This window comes from Corynebacterium sp. HMSC06C06 (assembly GCF_001807295.1).
Taxonomy (GTDB): Bacteria; Actinomycetota; Actinomycetes; order Mycobacteriales; family Mycobacteriaceae; genus Corynebacterium; species Corynebacterium striatum.
In genome coordinates this window covers 169,448-182,280 of the sequence record NZ_KV788521.1, presented here as the reverse complement: position 1 = coordinate 182,280, position 12,833 = coordinate 169,448, and the positions used below count along the sequence as shown (strand labels likewise).

Sequence of the window (12,833 nt, the reverse complement as noted above, 5' to 3'; positions counted from 1 at the left end):
CTTGATTGCACCCTAGCGGTTTACACGAACTCTACGACAGAACGCAGAACCTTGCCGGACTTCATGGTGGTGAAGGCTTCCTCGACGTCGTCAAGCGCAATGCGCTCCGAGACGAACTTGTCCAGCGGGAACTGCCCATTGCGGTGCAAGGAGACGTAGGCCGGGAAGTCGCGCTCCGGGAGGCAATCACCGTACCACGCCGGCTTGATGGAACCCCCGCGGCCGTACAGGTCGATGGCTGGGATATCCACGTGATCGATAAGGTTAGGAACGCCCACCATGACCATGCGGCCGGCGTGATCGCGGGAGTAGAAAGCTTGGCGCCAGGTCGGCTGAATGCCCACTGCATCGATGGTGACGTCGGTGCCGAAGCCCTCGGTGAGGTTGCGGACGGCCTCGACGACCTCGTCCTCGCTCAAATCCTTGGTGTTGATGGTGTCGGTGGCGCCGAACTCGCGGGCGGTTTCCAGCTTGGATTCGTCAATGTCCACCGCGATGATCTTCGCAGCACCTGCCAGCTTGGCTCCTGCGATGGCCGCAGTGCCCACGCCGCCGCAGCCGAATACGGCGACGGACTCGCCCAGCTGGATGTCGGCGGTATTAACCGCAGCGCCCAGACCTGCCATGATGCCGCAGCCCAGCAGGCCAGCGGCGGCAGGATCCTCGTCTGGATCCACCTTGGTGCACTGACCCTCGTGAACCAGGGTCTTCTCCGCGAAGGACCCGATGCCGAGCGCTGGGGTCAGCTCCGTGCCGGCGTCCTGGTCGCCTTCGGCCAGACGCATCTTCGCGGAAGCATTATGGGTGTTAAAGCAGTACTTCGGCTCACCCTTCTTGCAGGCGCGGCACTCGCCGCACACGGCGCGCCAGTTCAGGATGACGAAGTCACCGACCTCCACGTGGGTTACGTCGGAGCCCACGCGCTCGACGACGCCCGCAGCCTCATGGCCAAGCAGGAACGGGAAGGCATCTTCGATGTCGCCGTCGCGGTAGGCCAGGTCGGTGTGACACACACCGCAGGCCTGAACTTTTACGATGACGTCGTTTGCGCCCGGCTCGGGCACGACGATGTCAACGGTCTCTACTGGTGCGCCCTTGGAACGGGCGATTACTGCTTTAACGATTGTTTCACTCATGCGGCCGAGCCTACACAGATTTTCAGCAAGACCGCACTAATGAAAATGTCTTTCAGAATCTAGGATGCGGCAATAACGTTTGCCGCATGCTCGTGACCGCGCTGGTTGATGTGCAGCGGCAGATTGCCGTCGCCGGCAGTAAAGTCCACAAGACCAGCCCACATGCGCTGATCTGCGTTCGCACACATGCCGTTATTACGGGAAGAAGGCTTCATGTCGAGAAATTCGACACCCGTACGGGACGCAAGGTCAACCTGCATCCACTGGGCTGCGTTCTCCCAGCCTTCCACCTGCGGAAGGTAGGTGCGATCCGCCGGAGTTGGGCCAACGTGCAGCAAGCAGTAGCTCCCCGCGGAACCAATGGTCGGATAGCCCACAATCTGAATACGCGCGTTCGGCGCAGCAGCACGAATGCGGTTAATCAAAGGCGCATTCGCATCAACAAAGCGGCGACGCAGCTCGCCCTGGCCCATTCCCGGGTTGTTGTAGGTGTCATTGAAACCGGTGGCGTAGAGAACTCGACGCGTCTCACCGCTGAGCGCTCCCGTCTGGATAGCGCGATCCACCTGGGAGAACATCTGCGGCCCAGGAGAGAAGGAAACGGCGCCGGAACAGGAGAAATCCGCGACCGGCAGGCCCAGCTTCGCACCAGTGCGCTTTGCAAAGTTATTGGACTGCGGGCAATTCACACCACCAGCACTTTGAGAGCTCAAACGCGCCTGCAGGTAGGCCCCCGCATCAGGGTCTGCCAAAACGGAGTCACCGAAAGCCACCAAGTTACGCTCAGCCGCAACCGCCTGCGGCACCTGGCCAACCCCAACTGCAACAAACATAGCGGCGGCGACAGCAGCCACTTTCTTCTTCAGCTTCATTAGATTCCTCTCGAAATTTGTCGCGCATTATCCTAGCGCAACCTGGACGCTCGTCCAGTTGACCGCCAGGAATCCGGATATTCAGAAAATGTGTTTAGAATCAAAAGTATCCTACGCTACTTTAGGGCAACTTCTGTAACACTAGCAACATTTGCCCCCTTCAGGGCAACGGTTAGCCTCGAAAATACGATAGAGAAGCGAATAGCTCTCCAAATTATTTTGAAAATAGGTTTATATGTCTTTCAATTTTTCCGATTTAGCTTTCAATGCTGCGGCGATCAGCCGCTTTGTCCCCGAACTCTTCAAGTCCGGAATCATTACCCACCACGACGGAATCACTCCCCTGATCAAGGCAGGGCCAATCCTGACCCGCTACCGTTTCACCACGGCGCGCGAGCTCGAGCAGGGCTACATCACCTGTCCAGATCGCATTGCGCTTATCGATGACGACGGCACCCTCACCTACCGCCAGCTGCGCAATAACGCGCAGACCCTCGCCAAGCACTTGCGCGCGCTCGACCTGCCGGAGATCCGCCTCGGCGTCATGGCTCGCAACGGCCGCGGCATCATTACCCCGCTCGGCGCCAAAGGCTACGCGGGTGCCCACATCTTCCTGCTCAACGTGGGTTCCTCTCCGGAACAGCTAACCGGTTGCATCGAAGAAAACAACATCAACGCCCTCGTTATCGATGACGAATTCATCGACCGTCTCGATCCGGCCTATTACGAAAAGCTCGAGGTCATCATCAGCCACGACTCGGGCGCGGAACATTATGGATTGCGCACGCTAAGCGACGTCGTCAAGCACCCCGAGGCCGTCTCCCAGGTCCGCCTGGACAAGTACCCCAAGCATGGCCACATCGTGCTGATGTCTTCCGGCACCACCGGCATCCCGAAGGGCATCATGCGCCCAGAGCCGACCCTGCCGGTCGTGCTTGCCTCCATCGTGGGCAACATCCCGTGGCGCGCAAACCAGAAGGTGCAGATGACGGCGTCCATCTTCCACACTTGGGGATGGGCCTGCATCAACATCGCGTTGGGTCTGCGCAACACCATCGTGACCCGCCGCGACTTTGACCCGGAGCTCGCACTCGACGATATCGAACGCTACAAGCTCGACGGTCTACTCTCCTCGCCGGTCTTCTTCCGCCGCATGGTCGAGGTTGACCCGGAGAAGCGTTATGAAACTTCTTCGCTAAAGTTCATCGCTTCTGCAGGCCACGCGCTCACGCCGCAGATTGTGGAGGAAACTAACGAGCGCTTCGGACCCATTCTGTGCAACGTATACGGCTCCACGGAGCTCGCGCTCGCCTCCACGGCGACGATGGAAGAAGTGGCCAAGGACCCGACCACCGGCGGCAAGGTGGCTTCGGGCACGAAGCTGCGCATCCTCGACGAGGAGGGCATCGAGGTGCCGCGCGGCGAGGTCGGCGAGATTTACCTGACCAACTCCACCGCGTTGATTGGCTACACCAACCCGAAGATCAAGCTAAACAAGATTGACGGGCTGATTTCCATCGGCGACTTGGGCTACATCGACGAGCAGGGTTACCTGCACGTAGTAGGTCGCGCCGACGACATGATTATCGTCGGCGGCGAGAACGTTCACCCGCAGTCGGTCACTGAGATTCTGGAAGCGATGCCGGGCATCCACGAGGTGCACGCCGGCGGCGTGGAGGACGAGAAGACCTTCCAGCGCATCGCGGTGTGGGCTGTGACCACCAAGGATTCGCTGGGCAAGTCCGTGACGGCAGAAACCATCCGCGAATGGGTGCGCGAGAACCTCGCCGACCACTCGGTGCCGCGCGATGTCCACTTCCTGGACAAACTTCCGCGCAACGCTACGGGCAAGGTTGTCCCGCGCTTGCTGCAGAGCTAACGAGAGCTAACGCTTTCCTACTTCTCCCCCTCCCTCCGCCATCCTCTAGCAAATACCCAGGGGTGGAAATGCAGCTTTCTGGTGGATTGCGGGGCGTCGGCAAGCACGTGCGGTGGCGAGCAGGAAGTCTGTAGTTCCAGGTCTGGGTAACTAGCCAGGAAGCACTAAACCCGCCTCTTACAGATAAGAAGGCGGGTTCTTTTTGAGCCGCTTGTGAGAATCGAACTCACGACCTTTTCATTACGAGTGAAATGCTCTACCGACTGAGCTAAAGCGGCGCACTGCATATGCAGCAAAAGGGATTCTATCGCAGTGCTGGCGGGTTCCGGAAATCGCGTGTGGATCGGCGTCGGAAAGCAGGCTCTAGCGGGCCAAACGCAACCGCCCCACCATGCCGTCGAAGGCCACTTGGGGGTTGGCGTTCTGCAGAAGTTGTTCACGGCAGGTGCGAATCGCGGACTGCGCCGCGAGCAGACCGTCCTCGCTCACGCGCTTGGCCAGTTCGCCTGCCAATCCAGCAAAATCCGGGTGCGTCATCTCCACTTGAGCACCGACCTTGAGCATGAGGGCATCGCGGTAGATTCCCGCTAGATCGATGAGCGCCATGTCCAAGCCGTCCGTAATCCGGCGCTTGGCGCGCTTCTTATGCAAATCCTCGAGCTCCTTGAGGGCCGACTTGGCGTCGCGCTGTGCCCGGGCCGCGCCTTTACCCTTGGCACCCACGCCAAATGACTGCTCCAACTTGACCAGCTCTGCCGCATCCTGCTCGGCGCGGGAATTCTTGGCGTCGGTCTCCACGAACTTCAGCAATGCCGTCACTGCTTGGAAAGCCTGCGACCCGCGGTAGACCTCCTCGGCCAGGTTGATGGCCATGGCGCGACGCTTCTGCACGCCGGGATCCTGCACCAAGTGGCGCGCGCGGCCCACGTGGCGCAGGCTGGCCACGGCGGCCAGACGGGCGTCGTGCTCACTGGCGCCCTCGGCGGTGAGCTGCTTGACGATTCCGTCGACGCTCGGTGCCGGGATATAGAGGTGGCGGCAGCGTGATCGCAGGGTCTGGGAAAAGTCCTGCGGGTCCTCCGACGGGGCGACCATGATGATGACGGTGCGCTCCGGCGGCTCCTCAACAGTCTTGAGAAGCGCGTTGGCGGCCTCGTTGCGGAAGCGATCGGCCTTATTGAAGATGACCACGCGCCACGGCGCCACACTGGGAAGGCTGGCGGCGCGGCCGATCACCTCGCGGGCCTCGCCCACGGTGATGAATTGTTCTTGGGGGTCCACGTAGACCAAGTCGGTGTGTTTTTGTTGCTCGAGTACGCCGCGGCAGGCCTCGCACTGGCCGCAGCCAGGGTCCCCATTTTCGTCAGCGCTAGTGCACATCAACGCAGCCGCGAAGCAGAGCGCAGCCAGGGACCTTCCAGCCCCCGGCGGGCCCGTGAACAGCCACGAGTGGCTCATGGCACGCGGGTCCCCCTCCCCGCGGGCTGCCCGCGCGGCGGCCAGGATCGTGTGGGCCACCGCCGGGGTATCTGCCAATCGTTGCGCAACGCTTCCGGTATTCACTCGCCCTAGCCTACTGGGATAACTAAAGTAATAAATCATGAACAGACTACTGCGTGGCGCCCGCTGGCTTATGGGCACCCAATGGCCGATGTACGCCACGCTCGTTCTGGGTTCTAACATCGTCGGCGCCATCGCGATTATGACCTTCGTGGTCTTCTTCCTGCCGATGCCGGAAATTAAGGACTTCACCTCCGACGTGCCCAACCTCGAGCTCGTCGGCGTCCTATACGTGACCTTCGCTGTGGTGATCGGCATCGCGGTTACCCTGCTGCTTTTCCGTCCGGTGCTGGATTGGCAGCGCAATCCCGACGCTCATGATCCCAACATGGTGCGCAACCTCGTGCTACGCATCCCGGTTTACCAAGCCGCGGTAGCGGCCTTGGTGTGGGTCATCGGCATCATCCTCGCCGTAGTTATCGCCTCGCAGTCCTCGGGCCGTTTGGGTCTGGTGGTCGGTGTGTCCACCACCCTGGCGGGACTGCTGGTGGTCCTGCTGACCTACCTGCAAGCCGAGCGTCTGGTGCGCCCAGTAGCCGCGCAGGCCGTGGCGCGTCGCTTCGAGGACTCCACGCTAGAGCCGCCCATCAAGTACCGCCTCATCTTCACCTGGGTGATGACGTCGGGCATTCCTTTGATCGGAATCGTGCTCGTTCTGCTGGGCCAGCGCGCAGGACTTTTTACCGATAACTCCACCGACATCATGCCCGCGGTAATCGCCCTTGCACTGACCGCCCTGGGAACGGGTTTTACCGGTACCATCTTCGCGATGATGAGCGTCGTTGACCCCATCCTGGAGCTGCAGGACGCCATCAACCGCGTGCGCCGCGGCGAAAATGATGTACAGGTCGATATTTATGACGGATCCGAGTTGGGCGTGCTGCAGGCAGGTTTTAATGAGATGATGCGCGGCCTGCGCGAGCGTCAACGCGTGCGCGATATCTTCGGCCGCTACGTGGGCACGGAGGTGGCCCAGCGCGCGTTGGAGGAGCGCCCCGAGTTGGGCGGCGAGGACCGCAAGGTAGCCGTTCTTTTCATCGACGTCATCGGCTCCACCACCTTCGCGGTCAACCACACACCGGAGGAGGTCGTCGAAGCGCTCAACAAGTTCTTCGAGCACGTAGTCGAAGTGGTGCACCGCAACAAGGGCATCATCAACAAGTTCCAGGGCGATGCCGCGCTGGCCATATTTGGCGCTCCGCTTAACGTCTACGACGCTAACTCCATGGCGCTGCAGGCGGCGCGCGAGCTGCGTCAGGAGCTGCGTGGCTTGGAGCTGCAGGCAGGCATCGGCGTCGCGGCGGGTCACGTGGTGGCCGGCCACATCGGCGGCGCAGATCGCTTCGAGTACACCGTCATCGGTGACGCAGTAAACGAGGCGGCGCGCCTGACCGAGCTGGCCAAGGACACCCCGGGCCAAGTGCTGACTAACTCCGCCACGCTGCGCGGTGCCAACGAGGCTGAACAGGCGCGTTGGACCATGATGAAGTCCATTGAGCTGCGCGGACGACGCCGCATGACGCGACTGGCACGCCCTATCCGCCCCACGCTTGCTGAGCGCGCGGAGCAATAGCAGCATAGTAACCGAGAAGAAGTTTCATAAGACCTGTAACATGCGGCCCATGACCTCCGCAGTGTCTCAGTCTCGACCTCGCATGATCGTGCCCGACGTAGCTCGTGGCATGGCTCTTCTCGGCATCGCCCTAGCCAACGTCTGCACTGGGTGGATTACCACCGCCCATCCAGACGGCCAGTACTTCGGCGGCATCGATTCCGGCAACGTGTGGGATAAGGCAACCGTGCTCTTTACCGCGATGTTCGCGCATAACCGCGGCTTGCCGATGTTCTCCACGCTCCTGGGCTTCGGTATTGGGCTTATCACCCTGAGCCTTTGGCGCCGCGGCTTCCCGCTCGGCCAGGCACGCATGGTCATCATCAAGCGCTACGGCTTCCTGGCCCTTTTCGGCATTATCCACCTGGTGTTTATCTTCAATGGCGACATCATGTTTTTCTACGGCTGCTGTGCTTTGGCCATCAGCATGTTTATTACCCTGCACGATAAAACTCTCAAGAAGATCGCTTATACCCTGCTGACCATCATTACGGTCCTTGGAATCGGTGCGTTTGTGTTTACGCTTTTGGTTCCGGAATCAGGCATTAATTATGTCCTCTTTTCCGAGCTCCCCAAATCCTATGGGAAGTTGGTGCTGGATGGATTAGTGATGCTGTTGGGGCAGGCTGTTAGCGCCGGGCCGTTCATTCTCATGTACGGACCCATCATGTTGGTGGGCTTTACGTGGGCGCGCCAGGGCACGCTTGCCGACGTCGCGTCTCACCGCACCGAGCTGCGCATCTGGGCGGGCATTGCAGCAGCGATCATCTTGGGCGTGGGCCTGCCGTGGGGCCTTGCTGCTATCGGCGTGCTCCCCGCGGAAGCCGAGGGGGCCTTCTATCTGCTCAACACCTTCGTCGGTGTGATTACCGGCCCGGGTATCTTGGCGATGCTCGCGCTGGTGCTAGAGAAGGTGCAGACACTGCCCTGGTGGCTGTGGCCATTTAGTGCGCTGGGTAAGCGCTCGATGAGCGGCTACATCATGCAGTCGATCATCTTCTTCACGGTGATTTTCCCGTTCACCTTAAACATCGGCTCCCAGTTCTATGCCTCCGGCTTGGCCTTGTTGGCGGTGGGCAACTGGCTGCTCACTCTGCTGCTGGCCTGCCTTCTCGAATGCTTTGGCAAGCCGGGCCCATTCGAGTGGCTGCATCGCCGAATTTCTTATGGCAAGACGATGCGGCCAGAACTAAAAAGGCAGCCGCCTAGCGGCATTGAATCACCCGTCAGTGGCGCTCCAGTGCATCAACCAGAAGGAAGTGGCCAAGCACGCGGCTAGCGGCCTCGGCGGCGCCCAGCAGGCGGCTATCACGCAGCGGGTTGAAGGGCAGGGTGCGTGCGAGGGTAAGCCCCTCTGAGAAGAGGATGAGGTTGGCGCCGTGGCTCGCGCCCTTCGTGGCCTCTGCACGCAAGGCTGGATCCCCTGCGAGCGCCGAAGTGGCGGCGACAGCCGCACCAGCCACGGCGGTGGCCGCGCGGTAGCGGCCCTTAGATACGGCAAGGCCGCCAGCCCACGCGCCGATGCGCAGGCCCCAGCCCAGCTTGTCGTTGCGCTGTGCACGCAAAAGATACAGATAAGCCCCGTGATGCAAGGCAATGGCGGCAATGCCCAGAGCATTCGGTTCGCCGCGCTTGCAGTACTGGCCCACCGAACCGGCGGCAAGGCCACCGCGCAGCACCGGGTTCGCCGTTTGGGTGCATAGAGTAGCTATTACTGTGGCGTCGAGAAGCCGGGGCTCAAACCCGAAGATGCGCGCCCAAGCGCTGGCCTCCCCGGCAGCTAGAAAACCAAGGCGCGCGGGGTGGCCGGCGGGATCGGTGATTGCGGGATATACCGCCCGCCACAGCGCGGCGGCGCCCTCCTCAGTGCGTTGTAGGAAGTCCATCGCTACTTGCGGCTGCCTGCCTTGACCACGTTCTTAGTGCCTGGCGAAGGCTTCTTCGCCGACTTCTTGGTTGCCTTCTTCGTGGATTTCTTGGTCGATTTTTTGGTCGACTTCTTCCCAGCCTTTTTGGTGGTCTTCTTACCGCCATCCGCGGCCTCCTTGGCACGGCGCTCGGACAACAGCTCGTTGGCGCGGGCGTCGGTAAGCGTTGCTGGATCGTCGCCGCGGCGCAGCGAAGCATTCGTGGTGCCGTCGGTGACGTACGGGCCGAAGCGGCCATCCTTGACGGACATCGGCTTGCCGGAGACGTCATTGTCACCCAGCTGCTTCAGCGGCGGCTGCGCGGCGGCGCGGCCACGGCGCTTCGGCTCCGCGTAGATGCGGCGCGCCTCGTCCAAGGTGATGGAGAAGATCTGCTCTTCGTTAGCCAGCGAGCGGGAATCACTGCCCTTCTTCAGGTACGGGCCGTAGCGGCCGTTCTGCGCGGTGATGACTTCGTTGTCGGAAGGATCCACGCCCACCTCACGCGGCAGGGACAGCAGCTTGAGCGCCTCTTCCAAGGTGACAGAAGATGGCTCCATCGAGCTAAACAGCGAAGCAGTGCCCGGCTTGAGCTTTTCGTCGATGTACTCGGCGATGCGCTTTTCCTTCTGCTTTTCCGCAGTCTTGGTCTCCCAGTTCTTGGCGCGCTTGCCTTCCTCGGCGCGCTGCTTGTCTTCGGCCTCGCGCTCCTGCTTGACTACCTCGAGGGCCTCGGCCTCGGCCTTTTCGCGCTCATCGTCGCGCACCTGCTCGGTCACGTAAGGACCAAAGCGGCCTTCCTTGGCCACGACCATGCGCCCATTAGCAGGGTTCTCACCCAGCTCGCGGCCACCCTGCGGGGTGGCAAAGAGCTTCTCAGCGAGCTCTTCACCTAGCTCATCCGGGGTGGTGGTCTCAGAAAGGTTGGCGCGCTGGTACTCAGGCGTGCCGTCCTCGTTGGTGCCCACGATGCGCTCGATGTACGGACCGTAGCGGCCCACGCGCACGAAGACGTCGCGGCCTTCCGAGTCGGTGTAAAGCTTCAGCGAGTTGACCTGGCGGGCGTCGATGGCCTCGAGGTTGATGTCGATGAGCGACTTCAGACCACCATGGCGGGCAATCGAGTCCGCCTTCTGGTCCTTGGCTGCGGCGTTGCCGAAATAGAAGCCGTTGAGCCAGTCGGTGCCGTTCTCGGTGCCGGCGGCGATGGCGTCGAGCTCGTCCTCCATGGAGGAGGTGAAGTCGTAGTCCACCAGCTCGGTGAAGTTGTTTTCCATCAGGCCGATGACCGCGAAGGCAACCCAGGACGGAACCAGGGCGTTGCCGCGGGAAAGCACGTAGCCGCGGTCCTGGATGGTCTTGATGATGGAGGCGTACGTCGACGGGCGGCCGATGCCTAGGTCTTCCATCTTCTTAACCAAGCTGGCCTCGGTGTAGCGAGCCGGCGGGTTGGTGGAGTGGCCGTCTGCCGTCACCTTGGTGACGGCGAGGTCATCACCCTCGTCCAGGTGCGGCAGGCGGGACTCGCCGTCGGAATTCTTGGCAGCCACATCTTCGTAAGCCTTGAGGAAGCCCGGGAAGGTGATGGTGCGGCCGGTGGCGGAGAACTCCACGTCCTGTGCGCCCTCGGAGGTGGTGGCGGTGGACGCCACGGTGACCTTCATGGAGGTGCCCTTGGCGTCAGCCATCTGGGAGGCCACGGTGCGCTTCCAGATGAGCTCGTAGAGCTTGAACTCCTCCGCGTCGAGCCTGCCGGAGAGCTCGCCCGGGGTGATGAACTTCTCGCCGGCTGGGCGGATAGCCTCGTGGGCCTCCTGGGAGTTTTTCACCTTGCGGTCGTAGATGCGCGGCGCCTCAGAGACGTACTCCGAACCAAAAATGGAGCTTGCGGCCCCTCGCGCGGCGTTGAGCCCCTGCTTGGACAGCGAGGTTGAGTCGGTACGCATATAGGTGATGTGACCGTTTTCGTAGAGACGCTGCGCGATACGCATGGTGCGCTCGGAGGTGTAGTGCAGGCGACGGCCTGCCTCCTGTTGCAGCGTCGAAGTCATGAACGGCGCATAAGGCTTGCGGGTATATGGCTTGTGCTCGACGCTGGAAACGTCGAAGGTGGCGCCCTGGAGGGCGTCGGCAAGCGCATGCGCCTGCGCCTGCTTGACGACGACCACCTCATCACCCTTGAGCTGGCCCCTATCGTCGAAGTCACGACCCAAGGCAACGCGCTTGCCGTCGATGGCGGTCAGGCGGGCGTCGAACTCCTCCTTAGCATTGCCCTGCGTCTGCAGGGAAGCGGTCAGGTCCCAATACTCAGCAGAGATGAACGCCATGCGCTCACGCTCGCGCTCGACGATGACGCGGGTAGCAACGGACTGCACGCGGCCGGCGGACAGGCGCGGCATGACCTTCTTCCACAGAACCGGGGACACCTCGTAACCGTAGAGGCGGTCAAGGATGCGGCGGGTTTCCTGGGCATCGATGAGGTTCTCGTCGAGCTCACGGGTGTTTTCTGCCGCCTCCAAGATGGCAGACTTGGTGATCTCGTTGAAGACCATTCGGCGCACAGGGACCTTGGGCTTGAGAACCTCGAGCAGGTGCCAAGCGATGGCTTCGCCCTCGCGGTCCGGGTCTGTTGCGAGGTAGAGCTGATCGCACTGCTTCAGCTTGGCCTTGAGGTCTGCGACCTTCTTCTTTTTCTCCTGGCTGATGACGTACAGCGGGGTGAAGTTGTCCTCAGGGTTCACGCCGAGGCGGGCCCAGGATTCCTTCTTGTACTTCGCAGGGACGTCAGCAGCGCCGCGTGGAAGATCGCGGATGTGCCCCACGGAGGCTTCAACAATGTATTTGTCGCCTAGGTAGGGCTGGATCTTCTTAGCCTTGGTCGCTGACTCGACGATGACCAGGGTTTTCCCGGCTGCTTCTGCCACTCGACTTCATCCCTTTCGATGACGCGATATCATGTCGCTGTTTCAAACCCTTTTTAGCGCTTCAGGATCGCGCACAATAAAAGGCAATTGAGCAATAGCGTACACAGTTCTTTTTCTCTGTACTTGTTAGGGCAGCTGCGCTGCCTTGTTTAAGCGCGGTTATACTGGTCGCTTTACAGCCAGCTGTAGCTTTGGGGGCCACGTTTCCTGACAGCGCCTCAGCACAGGGCACAGTAAAAGGCACACTAACACGAACAACACGCCCGATGGGGAGGAATGATGGTTGCATCCGTCACCGCATGGATCGAAATGGTCATGCTCACCCAATGGGTATACCCGCTGGTGGGAAGCCTGATCTTCCTAGACTGTTTCTTCCCCGTCCTGCCCTCTGAAATCCCACTCAATATGGTGGGTGCTTGGTCCGCGTCGCAGGGGTACCCGCACGTCCCCACTATGTTCTTCGTCGCATTGGTGGCAGCCATTCTGGGCGATAATCTCTGTTTCCTTCTGGGAACCCGCTTAATGGCCTTGGTCAACCGCGTCCAAAAGGGCTCCAAAGCCTACGAGGGCCTAGCGTGGGTCAAGCGCAACATGCGCCGCGGCGGTGGCGCCGCAATCATCATTGCCCGCTTCATTCCCTCAGCGCGACTATTCATGACCATTCTGTTGGGTTCGATGCGCTATCCGTGGCCGCTGTTTTTCTTCTTCGACACCATAGGCGTCTCCATCTGGGCTGCCCAAGCGCTAGCCATTGGTTATGTGGGAGGTATGGCCTTCTCCGATTCGCCGGCGCTCGCGATGGTGGTCAGTATTATCGCCGCAATCATCATCGGCTTTGGCCTACAGAAGGTTCAAAACGCTCTGCTGGAATGGTGGGATACCCACCGCGGATACGCAGAAACCCCCTAGGAAAATCATTCCTAAGGGGTTGCGCGAATTAAAG

At 61.0% G+C, this 12,833-nt stretch carries 9 protein-coding genes and 1 tRNA gene; 4 read left to right on the top strand and 6 right to left on the bottom strand.

The window, feature by feature from the left end; all coding sequences use genetic code 11:
• Window positions 1-20: 20 nt before the first annotated feature.
• Both HMPREF3153_RS12095 and HMPREF3153_RS12090 read right to left on the bottom strand, forming a co-directional pair.
• Window positions 21-1,136 carry an S-(hydroxymethyl)mycothiol dehydrogenase gene (locus HMPREF3153_RS12095; protein ID WP_070421002.1) on the bottom strand — a complete coding sequence of 372 codons (1,116 nt, stop codon included), beginning with the start codon at window positions 1,134-1,136 and terminating at the stop codon, window positions 21-23.
• Between the two features lie 59 nt (window positions 1,137-1,195).
• Entirely contained in the window at window positions 1,196-2,008 is an 813-nt protein-coding gene (locus HMPREF3153_RS12090; protein WP_070421001.1) for a GDSL-type esterase/lipase family protein, read from the bottom strand.
• 235 nt (window positions 2,009-2,243) lie between these two features.
• Between HMPREF3153_RS12090 and HMPREF3153_RS12085 the strand changes: the two genes are divergently transcribed.
• Window positions 2,244-3,887 carry an AMP-binding protein gene (locus HMPREF3153_RS12085; protein WP_070421000.1) on the top strand — a complete coding sequence of 548 codons (1,644 nt, stop codon included), beginning with the start codon at window positions 2,244-2,246 and terminating at the stop codon, window positions 3,885-3,887.
• Between the two features lie 205 nt (window positions 3,888-4,092).
• Here HMPREF3153_RS12085 and HMPREF3153_RS12080 read toward each other — a convergent pair.
• Together HMPREF3153_RS12080 and HMPREF3153_RS12075 are read right to left on the bottom strand one after the other, a co-directional pair.
• A tRNA-Thr gene (locus HMPREF3153_RS12080) sits at window positions 4,093-4,165 on the bottom strand.
• Window positions 4,166-4,250: 85 nt separating this feature from the next.
• Window positions 4,251-5,489, bottom strand: coding sequence for a DNA polymerase III subunit delta' (locus HMPREF3153_RS12075; protein WP_083281050.1), 1,239 nt, complete (start codon window positions 5,487-5,489; stop codon window positions 4,251-4,253).
• Between HMPREF3153_RS12075 and HMPREF3153_RS12070 the strand changes: the two genes are divergently transcribed.
• Both HMPREF3153_RS12070 and HMPREF3153_RS12065 read left to right on the top strand, forming a co-directional pair.
• Window positions 5,488-7,020, top strand: a complete 1,533-nt coding sequence (locus HMPREF3153_RS12070; protein ID WP_070420999.1) for an adenylate/guanylate cyclase domain-containing protein — start codon at window positions 5,488-5,490, stop codon at window positions 7,018-7,020. The genes HMPREF3153_RS12075 and HMPREF3153_RS12070 overlap by 2 nt on opposite strands.
• Before the next feature lie 49 nt (window positions 7,021-7,069).
• The gene (locus HMPREF3153_RS12065) at window positions 7,070-8,338 is read left to right on the top strand and encodes a DUF418 domain-containing protein (protein ID WP_246817206.1); all 1,269 of its coding nucleotides are present in this window, start codon (window positions 7,070-7,072) and stop codon (window positions 8,336-8,338) included.
• Here the strand turns inward: HMPREF3153_RS12065 and HMPREF3153_RS12060 are convergent.
• Window positions 8,286-8,945, bottom strand: coding sequence for a hypothetical protein (locus HMPREF3153_RS12060; protein WP_070420998.1), 660 nt, complete (start codon window positions 8,943-8,945; stop codon window positions 8,286-8,288). The two genes, HMPREF3153_RS12065 and HMPREF3153_RS12060, sit on opposite strands and share 53 nt — an antisense overlap.
• A 2-nt stretch (window positions 8,946-8,947) precedes the next feature.
• On the bottom strand, window positions 8,948-11,890 hold the full coding sequence (topA, locus tag HMPREF3153_RS12055; RefSeq protein WP_070420997.1) for a type I DNA topoisomerase: 2,943 nt from the start codon (window positions 11,888-11,890) through the stop codon (window positions 8,948-8,950).
• Between the two features lie 279 nt (window positions 11,891-12,169).
• On the opposite strand from topA, the gene HMPREF3153_RS12050 reads away from it, so the two are divergent.
• A complete protein-coding gene (locus HMPREF3153_RS12050) occupies window positions 12,170-12,799 on the top strand; it encodes a DedA family protein (protein ID WP_049147268.1) in 630 nt (209 codons plus the stop codon).
• The last annotated feature ends 34 nt before the right edge of the window (window positions 12,800-12,833 follow it).